Source organism: Streptomyces sp. NPDC047108 (genome assembly GCF_040643575.1).
Taxonomy (GTDB): domain Bacteria; phylum Actinomycetota; class Actinomycetes; order Streptomycetales; family Streptomycetaceae; genus Streptomyces.
On sequence record NZ_JBEYUP010000001.1, the window covers coordinates 337243 to 352928 of the forward strand.

General features: G+C 72.2%; 11 protein-coding genes. 3 read left to right on the forward strand and 8 right to left on the reverse strand.

Annotated features, from left to right (window positions below; translation table 11 throughout):
• Positions 1 to 149: 149 nt before the first annotated feature.
• The 3 genes from ABZ822_RS01455 to ABZ822_RS01465 form a co-directional block, all read right to left on the reverse strand.
• Positions 150 to 1166, reverse strand: coding sequence for a hypothetical protein (locus ABZ822_RS01455; RefSeq protein WP_360845558.1), 1017 nt, complete (start codon positions 1164 to 1166; stop codon positions 150 to 152).
• A 79-nt stretch (positions 1167 to 1245) separates the two neighbouring features.
• Positions 1246 to 2421, reverse strand: a complete 1176-nt coding sequence (locus ABZ822_RS01460; RefSeq protein ID WP_360845560.1) for a DUF2306 domain-containing protein — start codon at positions 2419 to 2421, stop codon at positions 1246 to 1248.
• A 141-nt stretch (positions 2422 to 2562) separates the two neighbouring features.
• The gene (locus tag ABZ822_RS01465) at positions 2563 to 3078 is read right to left on the reverse strand and encodes a PadR family transcriptional regulator (protein ID WP_360845562.1); all 516 of its coding nucleotides are present in this window, start codon (positions 3076 to 3078) and stop codon (positions 2563 to 2565) included.
• A 232-nt stretch (positions 3079 to 3310) separates the two neighbouring features.
• Between ABZ822_RS01465 and ABZ822_RS01470 the strand changes: the two genes are divergently transcribed.
• Positions 3311 to 4822 carry a CehA/McbA family metallohydrolase gene (locus ABZ822_RS01470; protein WP_360845564.1) on the forward strand — a complete coding sequence of 504 codons (1512 nt, stop codon included), beginning with the start codon at positions 3311 to 3313 and terminating at the stop codon, positions 4820 to 4822.
• A gap of 214 nt (positions 4823 to 5036) precedes the next feature.
• Here ABZ822_RS01470 and ABZ822_RS01475 read toward each other — a convergent pair whose 3' ends face one another.
• The 5 genes from ABZ822_RS01475 to ABZ822_RS01495 form a co-directional block, all read right to left on the reverse strand.
• Positions 5037 to 6779 (reverse strand): D-aminoacylase, encoded by a 1743-nt coding sequence (locus ABZ822_RS01475; RefSeq protein WP_360845566.1) that lies wholly within the window; start codon positions 6777 to 6779, stop codon positions 5037 to 5039.
• Positions 6780 to 7373: 594 nt separating this feature from the next.
• On the reverse strand, positions 7374 to 8498 hold the full coding sequence (locus ABZ822_RS01480) for an LLM class flavin-dependent oxidoreductase (protein WP_360845568.1): 1125 nt from the start codon (positions 8496 to 8498) through the stop codon (positions 7374 to 7376).
• Between the two features lie 135 nt (positions 8499 to 8633).
• Entirely contained in the window at positions 8634 to 9419 is a 786-nt protein-coding gene (locus ABZ822_RS01485) for a glucose 1-dehydrogenase (RefSeq protein WP_360845570.1), read from the reverse strand.
• Between the two features lie 153 nt (positions 9420 to 9572).
• A complete protein-coding gene (locus ABZ822_RS01490) occupies positions 9573 to 10484 on the reverse strand; it encodes a TIGR03619 family F420-dependent LLM class oxidoreductase (RefSeq protein ID WP_360846919.1) in 912 nt (303 codons plus the stop codon).
• A 161-nt stretch (positions 10485 to 10645) separates the two neighbouring features.
• Positions 10646 to 11866 (reverse strand): amidohydrolase family protein, encoded by a 1221-nt coding sequence (locus tag ABZ822_RS01495; protein ID WP_360845572.1) that lies wholly within the window; start codon positions 11864 to 11866, stop codon positions 10646 to 10648.
• A 178-nt stretch (positions 11867 to 12044) separates the two neighbouring features.
• Between ABZ822_RS01495 and ABZ822_RS01500 the strand changes: the two genes are divergently transcribed.
• Together ABZ822_RS01500 and ABZ822_RS01505 are read left to right on the forward strand one after the other, a co-directional pair.
• Entirely contained in the window at positions 12045 to 15020 is a 2976-nt protein-coding gene (locus ABZ822_RS01500) for a BTAD domain-containing putative transcriptional regulator (protein WP_360845574.1), read from the forward strand.
• A gap of 319 nt (positions 15021 to 15339) precedes the next feature.
• Complete coding sequence (locus ABZ822_RS01505) at positions 15340 to 15564, forward strand: hypothetical protein (protein ID WP_360845576.1); 225 nt, start codon at positions 15340 to 15342, stop codon at positions 15562 to 15564.
• Positions 15565 to 15686: the final 122 nt, after the last annotated feature.

A 15686-nucleotide genomic window follows, 5' to 3' on the forward strand; every position in this document is an offset into this window, starting at 1 on the left:
CGTATGTTCTCCCACGGCGGGTGCGGGGAGAAGGACGCGCGGTCGCGGTTTCCCCGATCCGGCGAAGCCGCCACTGCGCACCCACCCGGCGGCCCGGCCTCCTCGCGCCGGAGGGCACCCTCCGGCGAAGTTGCCCCCGAGCCGCGCCCTTACGGACGGGGAGCCGGATGCCGTGCCAGAAGCCGCTGTCCGGTCAGGCCCGTGACGAGCAGCCCGGTGACCATGACCGTCAGGGACAGTCCGGGCCCTGAGGTCCAGTCGACGTCACCGGCACGGACACCCAGCACCACGGCCAGAGCCACGGCGACACCCGGAACGGCTAGCAGGGCCGGGCGCGTACGGGTCAGGTCGTCCTCGGCCAGGGCGCCGAGGACACCGACGCCGAGGGCCAGGGCCCATACGCCGAGGGCCTGCGCGTCGGGCCTGCCGACGCTCCACGGGACGAAGTCCGCCCAGAATCCCGGGACGGCGAGCAGGCCCGTACCGATCCCGAACCAGGACGAGCCCAGGACGGCCAGGAACGGCTTCGACCATCCCGGCAGCGGCGCGACCCGCTCCTGGGACGGCTGCCGGGACTTGAGGTACTGCCCTCCGACGCACGCGATCGCGCAGACCGCCAGCAGTCCCAGGACGAAGACCCAGCCGAGGCCGAACAGCACGAGGACCACCGGTCCGCCCCGGGCCACCTGGAGTTCACTCGCGTTGAGCAGGGTCACGGCGAACAGGCCGACGAGTACGACGGCGAGCGGGAGGACGAGCGTACGGACCTCCTCCCAGACCTGGGCGCGGCCGATCCTGAACAGACCGGGGGTGACACCGAGCATGGCAGCGCCCAGGAGGCCGGGGCTCAGCGGTTCCGGGGAGGTCCAGGCACCGAACACCTCACCGGCGAGGCTCGCGCCCGCCATGACCGCGCCGACCAGGATGCTGATCACGGCCACGGCGACGGCCAGCATCGGTACCGCAGCGGTCAGTTCGCGGCCCCCGGCGAAGTCCGGGACTTGGGCGCGGAGTTCGGTCCCTGGCCCTGCGGGGTGGGCCACGGGCTCGGTGCGTGTCCGGGCTGCGCCCGGCGCGCCCGGTCCCTCACCGTCCGGCGCGCCCGCTCCCCCACCGCCCGGCGCGCCCGCTCCCCCACCGTCCGGCGTGTCCGTTGCGTCGGTCATCCGCTCGCTCACCCGCCCCTCGTCCCCGTCCCGTGCGTCTCGGCATCTCTCATGTCGGTGTCCCGCGTCCCGGCCTCCGTCAGGCGACCCGTGACATCTCGCGTGCGCGGCGTGCCGCGGCGATCCCCTCCCGCTTGACCACCTCGCGCCCGTACATCACGCGCAGGCTGACCACGGTCGTCGCCGCGAAGGCCAGCACACCGCAGCCGATCGTCACTCCCGCGGACAGGGCGGTCTGCCGGTCCAGGCCCAGGGCGTGCTCGAACGGCAGCGCAGCGGTGGCCGAGAGGACGGGCGCCAGGCAGAGGGCGGTCAGATGCAGCCGCCATTCCTCGCGAGCCCAGCTCCTGCCCTCCCGGCCCGCCCGCCGCCCGCGGACGGCCATCACGGCGTATGTGGCGGCGTACGGCAGCAGATAGGCCACCAGCAGGCGCTGCCCGGTCGTTCCCCAGCCCCAGTAGGACCAGGCGATCCAGGCCAGGGCACCCGCACCGGCGAGGTGCGCGGCGGCGAGTACGGGGGTCGGCACCCATGTCCCGGTCACTCCGCGCGCGGCGTTACGCCGGTCCATCGCGCGCGAGGCGAGCAGTGCCCCGAAGGTGACGAGGGAGCCGAGGTGCATGATGGCCACCCGGTTGACGCTCTCCATGGAGTGCCCTGGCATGACCCACGGGAGCATGCCCCACTCCAGGCGCAGCAGCGGCGCCGTCATGAGGAAGGCGTAGCAGAGGAGCATCCACCGCTGGTGCAGGTCGGGGAATCCGCCGACGGCGGCGAGGATGCCGAAGGTCACGCTCAGCACCGTGCCGACCAGGATGGTGGCGAGCACGATCCAGAAGGCCGGGCCGCTGAACGCGTCCTCGGGTGCCGTACGCGCCAGGTAGATCGCGGCGCCCGCCATCGAGACGTACACCGTCACCGCGAACACCACGCCCACGGCGCGGTGGAGGCGGATGCGCCGGCGGACGGCGGTGAGCAGCTGGGCGGGCCCGAGCAGCATCAGCGCGCCACCGAGGACCGAGTGGACGATCATCGGGATCAGGTTGCGGCGGTAGGGCTCGATCCGGGTCGCGAGGGCGTCGGCGACGTACTGCGCCGAGACCACGCGGGAGAGGACCCACTCGCCGAACCGTGGTGCGCTCGGGTTCGTGTACGGCCACAGTTCGGTCATCGCGACCGGCGCGTAGGTGACGCAGACGAACACCACGGCCACGGTGGCCACGCGGCGCCAGTCGATCCGCTTCGGACGGTGCACGGCGACTCCTCGGATCGCTGGCCCTCGATAGTCCTTTTTGGACTATCGAGAACGTAGCGGCGACAGGAGGGTGTGGTCAACGCCACGTACGCCTGCGCTTTTTCCCGCCTCCCGCGGGCGGCCCGCCGTCCGGCCGGCTCCCTACGCGTCGCGCTGCTCCACCCATTGCCAGAAGTCGAGCATCATCCGCTCGTACCGGATCCCGAACTCGAGCGCCTCGCGCTGGCCGCGGGTCAGCAAGGGGCCGACGTCCTCGGCGAGTTCCTCGTAGCCCTCGAGCAGACTGCGGTGTTCGGCGAACTGCACCGGGGCGAGCACGTCCGGCCTGGCGCCGAACCAGAGCTTCAGGATGCCGTGCTCACGCGCCTCGACCGGGACGAACGACGGGTCGGCGAGCCACGCGGAGAGGGCTTCCCGGCCCGTCTCGGTCAGCTTCATCAGCCGCCGGTTCCGTCCGCTGGTCTGGCGGACCTCCGAGAGCAGGCCGCCGTCCACGAGGCGGTCGCACTGCGCGTACACCTGTGCGTGCGGCATCGCCCAGAACGGTGCGACCGTGCGGGCGGCCTCGACCTTCACGTCGTACGGGGTGGCCTCGCCGAGTGTGTCGATGATGCCGAGCACGAGGTACGAGGGCGTGGTCAACCGAACGTCAGGCATGCCGCGACGGTATCGCGGTGGAGGGGCCGGGGAACCGGGCCGCGGACGGGCCGCAGAACCCGGTCGCGGACGGGGCCGGGAACGGGGCCGAGAGGCCGGGCCGCCGGGGCGCGCCGGAGCGCCGCGCGTTGGCCGCGCGGTTGTCCACAGGCCTTCTCGTCGACGCCCGGGACGCGTAGAACAGTGTCACGCGGTGTGACACATCAGTTCCCGACTGTGGGGGGAATCCCGGATGCAACGACGTGACGTTCTCAGGCTGTCGGCTGTCGCCGGTGCGGCCGGCGCGCTTACGCTCGGGACCGTGACCTTCGCCCGTGCCGACGAGCGCGACGGCGGCGGTGAGGAGACGAGAAAGGTCACCGGTCACCTGCCGACCGGTTGTCCGGACTTCGTGTACCTCCCCGTCGAAGTCCCGCGCGGCGTCCGGGAGATCGCCGTCTCCTACACCTACGACAAACCCACCGTTCCGCCGGGCACGCAGGGCAACGCCTGCGACATCGGCATCTTCGACGAGCGCGGCACGGAGCTGGGCGGCCGGGGCTTCCGCGGCTGGTCGGGCGGGGCCCGCTCGGAGTTCACCATCGCGGCGGAGCAGGCCACGCCCGGCTATGTCGCGGGGCCGGTCCGCGCCGGCACCTGGCACGTCGTCCTCGGCCCGTACACGGTGGCGCCGCAGGGCATGGACTACGAGGTCACCATCACCCTCCGGTTCGGCGAGCAGGGCCCCGCCCCGAAGCCCGTCTACCCGCCGCAGCGCGCTCAGGGCCGCGGCCGCGCCTGGTACCGCGGCGACTGCCATCTGCACTCCGTGCACTCCGACGGCCGCCGCACCCCGGCGGAGGTGGCCGCCGCGGCGCGGGCCGCGGGGCTGGACTTCATCACCACGACCGAGCACAACACCATGTCGGGCCACGGCGCGTGGGAGGGGCTGTGGGGCGACGACCTGCTGATCCTCACCGGCGAGGAGGTCACGACGCGCAACGGCCACGTGGTGGCGCTGGGCATCGACGGCGGCACGTTCATCGACTGGCGCTACCGCGCCCGGGACAACGCGTTCGGCCGCTTCTCCCGGAAGATCCGCGCGGCGGGCGGCCTGGTCGTCCCGGCGCATCCGCACGCCACCTGCGTCGGCTGCAACTGGAAGTTCGGCCTCAACGAGGCGGACGCGGTGGAGGTGTGGAACGGCCCGTTCACCCCGGACGACGAGGTGACGATCGCCGAGTGGGACAACACCCTGGTGGCCGCCGCCCGGGGGCGCGGCCGCTGGCTGCCCGCGATGGGCAACAGCGACGCGCACCGCGATCCGGACGTCGTGGGTCATCCGCAGACGGTCGTCCTCGCCGACGACCTCTCGCGTCAGGCGATCCAGGAGGGCATCAGGGCGGGGCGGAGCTGGATCGCCGCATCGTCCGAGGTCGAGCTGGCGTTCCGGGTGACAGCGGGCCCGGGGAGACACGCCGGAATCGGCGAACGCCTCGCGGTGGGCAGCGAGACCGAGGTGACGGTCCGCCTGGAGGTCTCCGGCGTCCCCGGCTGCTCGGCCCGCTTCGTCACCGATCAGGGCCAGCTCTACGCCACCCAGCTCCCCGCCTCCGGCACAGGCACGGTCGAGTGGCGCACGACGCCCGCGAACGCGGCGTACGTACGGGCCGAAGTGCGGCATCCCCCGGCGGACGGCGGCGCCTCGGGCCTGCCGGGCGCGCCGGCCGCCCTGACGAACCCGGTGTTCCTGGGGAGGGATTGAGAACCGCACCCTGCCGGACCGAAAGGCCGGACGCCCCGGGAGCCGGCGGGCTCCCGGGGCGAAGGGGGCATGGCGTTGGAGGAGCGCGGCGTTGAAGGGAGCACGCGCTTGAAGGGAGCACGGCGTTGAAGGAGCGCGGCGCTGAAGGACGGAGGACCGAGGTGGCCGGGGAGAGGCAACCGGCCACGCCCACGGCCGTGTTCGGCCCGGCGGCTCAGTGCGCCGTGGCGACCGTGCGCGTGTCCCGGCCCGAACGCAGCACCGTGCCCGGGACCTTGCCCGTCACCACGTCGTTCCGGACGGTCTCGACGCCGTTCACGCGCACGCTCACGATGCCGATGGCCTGCGAGTCCAGCCGCGGGCTGTCCCCCGGCAGATCGTGCACGAGCCGTGCCGTGCCCGCGTCGATCCGCTCCGGGTCGAAGAGCACGAGGTCCGCGTGCCAGCCCTCGGCGACACGGCCGCGCTCGCGCAGACCGAAGAGCTGCGCAGGGTCGTCCGTCAGCATCTTCACGGCCCGTTCCAGCCCGACCAGCCGGCGCCCGCGCAGACAGTCGCCGAGGAAGCGCGTGGTGTACGGCGCCCCGCACATCCGGTCCAGGTGGGCGCCCGCGTCCGAGCCGCCCAGCATCACGTCCTCGTGCTCCCAGGTCTGCCGCCGCAGCTCCCAGCTCGCCGGATCGTTGTCGGTCGGCATCGGCCACAGCACCGTCCGCAGGTCGTCCTGGGCGCAGACCTCCACCAGGCAGGCGAAGGGGTCGAGACCGCGCTCGGCGGCGATGTCGCCGACGACCCGGCCGCTGAGTCCGTCGTTCTCGGCGGAGTAGGTGTCGCCGATGACGTAGCGGCGGAAGTTCGCCAGCCGCCGGAAGACTCCGGCCTCCTTGCTGTCCGCGCGGCGCAGCATCTCGGCCCGTACGGCGGGGTCGCGGAGCTTGGCGATGCGTTCCCGTACGGGCAGGCCGAGGATGTCGCCCCAGCCCGGGATGAGGTTGAGCGCGCAGAACGTGCCGAGCGACATGTTCATGGGGGTCAGGATCGGCATGGTGAGGGCGACGATCCGGCCGCCCGCCTTGCGGGCCCGCTCGGAGGCGAGGAGCTGGCGCGGGACGCGTTCGGGCACGGCCGCGTCGATGGTGAGGACGTTCCAGTTGAGGGGGCGCCCCGCGGCGGCGGACATCTCGACGAAGAGGTCGATCTCCTCGTCCGCGAACTGGTCGAGGCAGCCGGCCACGATCGCCTCGATCTGGGTGCCCTCGTGCTCGCCGACCGCGCGGGAGAGCGCGAGCAGTTCCTCGGGGGCCGCGTGCCGGGAGGCGACCGGTTCGCCGTCGCCGTCGGAGTGCGTGGAGGACTGCGTCGTGGACAGCCCCCAGGCGCCCTGCTCCATCGACGCGTGGAGGAGGCGCAGCATCTGGTCCATCTGCTCCGGCGTGGGCCGGCCGCCGATCGCGTCCGGCCCCATCACATGGCGGCGCAACGCGCAATGCCCCACCATGAAGCCCGCGTTGACGGCGATCCGCCCCTCCAGGGCATCGAGGTAGTCGCCGAAGGAGTGCCAGTTCCAGGGCGCGCCCTCTTCGAGTGCGACGAGCGACATGCCCTCGACCTTGCACATCATGCGGCGCGTGTAGTCGGCGTCCTCAGGGCGGTCGGGGTTCAGCGGCGCCAGCGTGAAGCCGCAGTTGCCGCCCGCGACCGTGGTCACCCCGTGGTTCATCGAGGGGGTGGCGTACGGGTCCCAGAAGAGCTGGGCGTCGTAGTGCGTGTGCGGGTCGACGAAGCCGGGCGTGAGGACGAGCCCGGTCGCGTCCTCGGTGGTCCTGGCCGCTTCCGTGACGCTCCCGGCCTCGGCGACGACCGCGATCCGCCCGCCGCGGATGCCGACGTCCGCGCTGCGCGCGGGCGCACCCGTCCCGTCCACGACGGTCGCTCCGCGTATGAGGTGGTCGAGCATGCTGGGGTCCCTTCTCGGGTGAGGCGGTCGGTCACGGTCAACGGCGGTACGGGGACCGGCGCGAGCGGGCCCACGAGCCGGCGGGTCGTACGGGCCCACGAATCCACGTGGCGCCCACGGGCCCACGGGTCGGTGGACCCGCGGGCGACCGCACCACCGGCGAACCCGCCGACCTAGTGGTGCGGGTGGCTCTGCTGTCCCGGCCGGGGGCCGCCGCGGAGGGACCTCCGGCCGGGACCTCATCCGGGACGGCGGACCGGGAAGCCGCCGCCCCCGCCGGGCCGCCGGTGCGTCCGCATGGGCCGAGCCCACACGAACGCGCCGACCGCCCGCGTCCGTTCACCCGCGTTCGCCGTCCCGGCGTGCCCGGCGTGCCCGGCGTACCCGGCGTACCCGGCGTGCCCGGCCTGCCCGGCGTGCCCGGCGTGCCCGGCGTGCCCGGCGCACGATCCCGCACCGTGACACCGGTACGGCGAGCAACCCGCCCGCAGGAGACGGTGCACGGTACGGCGCACCGCCCGCCCGGGCCGACCGCACGTGGGCAGCCGTACCGCGGACCGGCCCTGCCGCGGGCTCGCGGGTGAGGCGACGAGGTCAGAGGCTCGCAGCCTGGCGGGAGCGCGTCGTGCGGTGCACCGGATCCGTGTCGATCTTGGGGATGACGTGCTCACCGATGAGCCGGATCGACTGCAGCGTGTCCTCGCGCGAGATGCCGATGGGCATACCGAACGACAGCTGGTCCGCCCCGGCCTGCTCCCACCGCTTGCACTGCCGGAAGACCTCGTCCGGGTCGCCGCAGATCAGCAGCTCCTCGGCGATGAGGAGTTCGATGATCTCCTCGTTGAAGTCGGGCAGTGTCTCGGGCCACACCGGGAAGCCCTCGGGGCGCGGGAACGTGTCGTGGTAGCGGAAGACCAGCGACTGGAGGTAGTTGAGACCGCCGCCGGCGGCGATCCGTACGGCCTCCTCGTGCGTCGGCGCGCAGATCGCCGTCGACGTCACCATCACGTTGTCGTTGACGAAGTCGCCGACCGGCTCGGCCTCCCGGATGGCCGTCTTGTACTGCTCCAGCACCCACTCCATGTCGGAGACCTTCTGCACGCTGAAGCCGAGGACGCCGAGGCCCTTCCTGGCGGCCATGGCGTAGGAGGGCGGGGACCCGGCCGCGTACCACATCGCCGGGTGCGAGGCCCCGTACGGCTTGGGCAGGATCTTCCGCGGCGGGAGCGACCAGTGCTTGCCCTGGAACCCCTGGTACTCCTCCTGGAGCCACATCTTGGGGAACTCGGCGATGGTCTCTTCCCAGATCTCCTTGGTGAAGTTCATGTCCGTGACGCCCGGGATGAACCCGAGGATCTCGTGGCTGCCCGCGCCCCGCCCGGAGCCGAACTCGAACCGCCCCTCGGAGAGGTGGTCCAGCATGGCCACCTTCTCGGCGACCTTCACCGGGTGGTTGACCTGGGCGAGGGGGTTGAAGATCCCGGAGCCGAGGTGGATCCGCTCGGTGGCGTGGGCGAGGTAGCCGAGGAAGACGTCGTTGGCGGAGAGGTGCGAGTACTCCTCCAGGAAGTGGTGCTCGGAGGCCCAGGCGTACTTGAAGCCGGACCGGTCCGCCTGGATGACGTACTCGGTCTCCTCCATCAGCGCCTTGTGCTCGGCTTCGGGGTCGGTCTCGGCCCGCTTGCCCACGTATCCCTGTACAAAGAGCCCGAATTCCAAGGCGGTTCACTCCCTACGAGGATTCTGACGGATCGTCAGATTCGGAACTGGCTCGACTGTGGCACCGGCCACCGGCACCGTCAATAGCTGATGACCCATCAGGTAGCGGGAGGCGGGTGAGCCGTCGCCTACGGCTCAGAGCACGGACACCCCCGCCAGCCACCCGCCGTCGATGACGAACGGCTGCCCGGTGATGTACGAGGAGTCGTCGCTGGTGAGGAACAGCGCCAGCTTGGCGACCTCCTCCGGGCGCCCGATGCGCCCCATCGGCACGAGCTTCCGGTAGACCTCATCCACCGCCTGCGCCACCTCCGCGGGATCCACGTCGGGGTCGAGCTGAGCGGGATTGGTCATCGGGGTGTCGACGGCTCCGGGACAGACGGCGTTGACCCGTATGCCCCGGCCCGCCAGCTCCATCGCGGCGACCCGCGTCATCCCCACGATCGCCGCCTTGGTCGCGGCGTACGAGGTCAGCAGGGCCATACCCGTCAGTGCCGTGTACGAGGCGGTGTTGACCACGGTGCCGCCGCCCGCCGCCTCCAGCTCGGGCACGACCGTCTTCATCCCGAGGAACGCGCCGACCTGGTTGACCTGCACCACCTGCTGGAACTCCTCCAGCGGCGTGCTCACCAACTCGTTGAAGCGCAGGATCCCCGCGTTGTTGACCAGGCCGTCGATCTTCCCGAAGGCCCGCTTCGCGGTGGTGACGGCGGCGCTCCAGTCGTCCTCCCGGCTCACGTCCAGGTGGACGTAGCGCGCCGTGGACTCGCCCAACTCCTTCGCCAGCGCCTCGCCCTGGTCGTCCAGGACATCGCCGAGCACCACCCGCGCGCCTTCGGCTGCGAAGAGCCGCGCCTCCTGTTCACCCTGTCCGCGCGCCGCGCCGGTGATGACGACGACGCGCCGGTCGAGCTTGCCCATACGACCTCTCCCTCCTCGTCGATGGAGAACCTGAGCCCTCGTACGCTCCCGCACGCGCGCCCGGTCCGACAGAGCCACGCACGCCCCGTACGCCTCGGGCGCAGCAGAAGGCCGCGACCCATCGGATCCGGGGCCGGTCTGCGAGGCGTGGTCCTAGTCGCCGAGGTGCGGGGCCACGTCGGTGGCGAAGGCCTCCATCTGCTCGATCAGTTCGTCCCTGCTCCGGCTTCTGAACCGGACCTGGATCTGGTGCACCCCCATGGCCGCGTAAGCGCGCAGCGAGTCGGCCAGCCGCTCGGGCTTCCCCGTCAGAGTCCGCCGGCCGACGTGCCAGCCGGGTTCGCCCACGTACAGCGGTTCGGTGATCGCACCGATCTCGATCGGCGCCTCGATCCCCGCCTCCTCCCGCAGCGCGTGCAGGCGGCCGATCTGCCGCGGAAGCTGCTCCCGCGGGTCGCCCTGCGGCAGCCAGCCGTCGCCCCGCACGGCGGCCCGCCGCACGGCCGCCGCCGAGGAGCCGCCCACCCAGACCGGCGGGCGGGGCGTCTGCGCCGGGCGCGGGCTCTGCCCGAGTCCGCTGAACGCGAAGCGCGGCCCGGCGAATTCGGGGAACTCCTCGGGCCCCAGCGCCGCCTTGAGCGCGTCGACCGCCTCGTCGAGGACCGGCCCGCGCTCGGCGAAGTCGACACCGAGCGCATCGAACTCCTCCTGCACGTGCCCGGCGCCGACCCCGAGGATCAGCCGGCCCCCGGAGAGGTGGTCGAGCGTCGCGTACTGCTTGGCCGTGGCCAGCGGGTGCCGCAGACCGACGACCGCGACATGGCTCAGCAGCCGTACGTGCCGGGTGAGGCCCGCGAGGTACGCGAGGGTGGCGACCGGGTCGTACCACGTCGTGCCCATGGCGGCGGCCAGCCGCCGCGGGATGGCGACATGGTCGCAGCAGGCGATGTAGCAGAAGCCGAGGCGGTCCGCCGCACCGGCGACGGCGGCGAGGTCGGCCGGACCGGCTCCGGCCTCCCACCCCTCGGCGTAGAGGGTGCTCTGCGACTGGACGGGGAGCTGCATCCCGTACGCCAGACGCCCGGCGGGCAGGACCTGCACCACAACGCCTCCCGGAGGATCGGTTCGTCTCGTCAGAGCCCGGGCCGCGGCCCGTCATCGGTCACGGACGCGGAAGCCCCGGCCCGCCACCCGTCACGGACACGGAAGCCCAGACCGGCCACCCGTCACGGGCCCGGCCACAGCCCGTCGTCCGTCAGGCGCAGCAGATCGATGGCGTTGCCGCGCACGATCCGTTCGACGACGTCCGGCGCCAGGTGTCCCATCTGGGCCTCGCCGACCTCGCGCGACTTCGGCCAGGTGGAGTCCGAGTGCGGGTAGTCCGTCTCGTAGAGGACGTTGCCGACCCCGATCGCGTCGAGGTTGCGCAGGCCGAAGGCGTCGTCGAAGAAGCAGCCGTGGACGTGCTCGGCGAAGAGTTCGGAGGGCGGGCGCAGCACCTTGTCGGCGACGCCGCCCCAGCCGCGGTTCTCCTCCCACACGACATCGGCGCGTTCGAGGATGTACGGGATCCACCCGATCTGCCCCTCCGCGTACATGATCCGCAGGTTGGGGAAGCGGTCGAACTTTCCCGACATCAGCCAGTCGACCATCGAGAAGCAGCAGTTGGCGAAGGTGATGGTGGAGCCGACGGCCGGCGGAGCGTCCGCCGACGTCGAGGGCATCTTCGAGGACGAGCCGATGTGCATGGCGATGACCGTGCCGGTCTCGTCACAGGCCCGCAGGAAGGGGTCCCAGTCGTCGGTGTGGACGGACGGCAGCCCCAGGTGCGGGGGGATCTCGCTGAAGCAGACGGCGGGGACGCCGCGCGCCGCGTTCCGGCGGACCTCCTCGGCCGCCAGCTCGGCGTCCCACAGCGGTACGAGCGTCAGCGGGATGAGCCGGCCGCCCGCCTCGGGGCCGCACCACTCCTCCACCATCCAGTCGTTGTAGGCGCGGACGCCCAGCAGCCCCAGCTCGCGGTCCTTGGCCTCGGTGAAGGTCTGACCGCAGAAGCGGGGGAAGGTGGGGAAGCAGAGTGCGGACTGGACGTGGTTGACGTCCATGTCGGCGAGCCGTTCGGGGACGGAGAAGGACCCGGGCCGCATCTGCTCGTACGTGATGCCTTCGAGCTTGATGTCGTCCCTGGCGTAGCCGACGGCGGTGTCGAGGCGGGTCAGCGGGCGGTGCAGGTCCTCGTACACCCACCAGTCGGCGATCGGCCCCTCGTCGCCCGGTGCGCCCATCAGCGGGGCGAACTTGCCGCCGACGAAGGTCATTTCCTTCAGCGGGGCGCGGACGACCCGGGGGCCGACGTCGTGGTACTTCGACGGGAGCCTGTCCCGCCAGACGTTGGGCGGCTCGACCGTGTGGTCGTCCACCGAGATTATCTTCGGGAAGCTCTCCATGCCCGACACGGTAGCGCTGATCTGACGAACCGTCAGCTCCCTGTTGAGGGAGGGTTTTCGGACACTTCTCGGTCAACTTTGTGGAGAGTGGGGAGAGAGGGGCCTCTTGGTGACGCGGGAGACGTGCACAAGGCAAACTGGCGTGTGCGACTTGACTTGAGAAGATCTGGGGGCAGCGATGGGACAGGATCCGGGGGGCCGCCCGAACCTGCACTTCTCCGTACTCGGTCCCGTACGGGCATGGCGGGGCGAGCAGCAGCTCCCCACGGGATCGCCGCAACAACGCGCCCTGCTCGCCGCCCTCCTGCTTCGCGGGGGCCACACCGCCACCGCGCCCGAGCTGGTCGACGCGCTGTGGGGTGAGGAACCGCCCGAGGCCGCCGTGGCCGCGCTCAGGACCTACGCGTCCCGGCTGCGCAAGGCGTTCGGGCCGGACGCGGACGCCCTGGTCAGCGAGTCCGGCGGCTATGCGATCCGCATCCCTCACGACGGCCTGGACGCCGCCAGGGCCGAACGCCTCGCGGGCGAGGCCGAGAAGGCCCGCGGCCGCGGAGACCGCGCCGCCGCCCGTGAGCTGATCGACGAGGCGCTGGACCACTGGGACGGCGAACCGCTCGCGGGCCTCCCCGGCCCGTACGCCGAGACCCAGCGCACCCGCCTCGAGGAGTGGCGTCTCCAGCTCATCGAGACCCGCCTCGACATCGACCTGGAGACGGGCCACCACGCCGAGGCCATCTCCGAGCTGACCGCGCTGACCGCCGCGCACCCGCTGCGCGAACGGCTGCGCGGCCTGCTGATGCTCGCGCTCTACCGCAGCGGACGGCAGGCCGAGGCACTGGCGGTGTACGCCGACACGCGGCGGCTGCTCGCGGACGAGCTGGGCATCGACCCCAGCGCCGAGCTGGGCGAGCTGCACCAGGGGATCCTCCAGGCCGACTCCGCCCTGGCCGCCGCACCGGCGGGCGGGCAGCGGGGCGACCCCGCGCGCGAGCCCTCGGTCGTCCGGCCCGCTCAACTCCCGGCGACCGTGGCCGACTTCACCGGCAGGACCGCGTTCGTCGGCGAACTCGGCGAGCAGCTCGCGACCGCCGAGGGCCGCATCATGGCCGTCTCCGCCGTCGCCGGGATCGGCGGCGTCGGCAAGACGACGCTCGCCGTGCACGTCGCGCACGCGGCCCGGGACCACTTCCCGGACGGGCAGCTGTACGTGGACCTCCAGGGCGCGGGCGCGCGCGCCGCCGAACCCGAGGCCGTGCTCGGCGCGTTCCTGCGCGCGCTCGGCACACCGGACGCGGCGATCCCGGACGCGGTCGACGAGCGCGCCGCGCTGTACCGGTCGACACTGGACGGACGCCGCGTCCTGGTCCTGCTGGACAACGCGCGCGACGCCGCCCAGGTCCGGCCGCTGCTGCCGGGCACGGAGGGCTGCGCCGCGCTCATCACCAGCCGTACGCGGATGGTGGACCTCGCCGGGGCGCATCTGCTCGACCTCGACGTGATGAGCCCGGAGGAAGCGCTTCAGCTCTTCACCAAGATCGTGAGCGAGGAGCGGGTCGCGGGCGAACGCGACGCCGCGCTCGACGTCGTCGCGGCCTGCGGCTTCCTGCCGCTCGCCATCCGCATCGCCGCCTCGCGGCTGGCCGCGCGCCGGACGTGGACGGTCTCCGTGCTCGCGGCCAAACTCGCCGACGAGCGCCGCCGCCTCGACGAGCTCCAGGCCGGCGACCTCGCGGTGCGCGCCACGTTCGAACTCGGCTACGCCCAGCTCGAACCCCAGCAGGCCCGCGCGTTCCGGCTGCTGGGCCTCGCCGACGGCCCGGACATCTCGCTGGCCGCCGCAGCGGCGGTGCTGGACCTGGACGTCTTCGACACGGAGGAGCTGCTGGAGTCCCTGGTGGACACCTCCCTCCTGGAGTCCGCCGCCCCGGGCCGCTACCGCTACCACGACCTGGTCCGCCTCTACGCGCGTGCGTGCGCTGGGGTCACCCATGCCGAAGGCCACGGGAGGGATGAGCAGCCGCCCCAGGGGGCCGAAGGCCCCGCCGAACGGGAAGCGGCGCTGTCGCGGCTCCTGGACTTCTACCTGGCCACGGCGGCGCGGGTGTACGCGCTGGAGCGGCCGGGTGACCGTCTGATCGAGCACGTGCACCGCGCCAAGCACGCGGGGCTCGAATTCGTGGACCGCAGGGAAGCGCTCGACTGGCTCTACCGCGAGGCGGAGTGCCTCCTGGCATGCGTTTCGCAGTCGACGTCGCCCCCGATGCTGGAGCGCGCCGGCGATCTCCTGCTCACCACGAAGGACTTGGCCGAGTCGGGCGCCAACTCGCGGCGCTACGAGGAAGCGGCCACAGCGGTCCGGGACGCGGCCGCAGCCGTCGGCGCGGACAAGGTCGAGGGCCGGGCACTGACGATCCTGACCCACGTGAACAGCATGGCGGGGAAGTTCGACGAGGCCGACGACGCCGCCCGTCGCGCCTTCACGCTGGGGCGCCTCACGAACGACCGGGTGCCGAGCTGCGAAGCTCCCAACGACCGGGGGATCATCGCGCTCTACCAGAGCCGCCTGGAGGACGCGGAGAAGTACCTCCTGCAAGCCCTGGACGCCTTCCGGGCGGACGCCAATGGACCGGGCGAGGCGAGCGCACTGTGCAACCTCTCCCGCGTCCACCTGGCTACGGGGCGCACGGACAGCGCCATTGAACTCGCCCAACAGGGCATCGCCATCTACGACCGCATGGGACTCGCCCTGCGTCTGGCCAACGGGCGGTACGCCCTGGGCATGGCACTGGGCCATGGCGGACAGACCTCGGAGGCCATCAGCCGGCTCTCCGAGGCGCTGCTCGTCTTCCGGGAGAGCCGGCAGCGGCTGTGGGAAGGCATGACGCTCTTTCGGTTGGCCGAAGTGCACCTTGCGGCACGCAAGTCCGCGCAGGCCGCGTCCCACGCCGAACTGGCGCTCGCGGTACTGCGCGACGTCGGCGGCGACTGGCGGCGCGCCAATGTGCTCCGCGTGCTCGGTGAGGCGCTGGAGGGGATCGGACAGGCGGACCGTGCCCGCGCCTGCTGGCAGGAGGCACTCAACATCTTCGAGCGACTCGGATCGCCCGAGGCCGAGGACGTGACCCGGCTCCTGGCGCCGATCGCGGCGGCCTGAGGCCCCGCCGACAGATCAGCCGCCCCCGTGACCGGCCTGACAGGCGAGCCATCGGCACGCCTGTCGGACAGCTGTGCCCGCTCGGGGCGTCCAGGGTGCCGACCCATCCGGCCCACGGCTGACGGACGTTCAGCGAACGTTTATCACGCGGCGCCATGCTCATGGGTGTCGAGCCGCCGCGGGCGGGGGGTGGGGCGGCTCGACGCGGGTGCCGCACCACTAGGGTGAACGGCCCTGATCCCCCGCCCGGCGACCGACGGGGGAGTCGCCGGGCGGGCTTGCCACCCATTGCATAGAAGAAATTCACGGAGTTGAGGACATGACCGAGGAAAAGAAGCCCAAGACCGACGTCGGGCCGCTGGACAACCACGCCACGGACGCGGACATCTCCACCCTGGACAACCACGCCACCGTCGGTGACGTGAGGACGATGGACAACCACGCCACCGGCGCCGGCAACGGCCGGGTGAAGCCCCAGGACAACCACGCGACCGGTGCCGAGATCGCGCAGGACAACCACGCAACGATCAAGGACCCGAAGTAGTCCGAGGGTTCGGCTACCACGAACGGCCGCGGCGGCGCGGAGGGGGAGCCGTCGCGGCCGTTTGCATGCTGTCATGTTTGCAATCGCGCCAACCTTCGCGCGTTTTGGGCCAGACAGCCCCG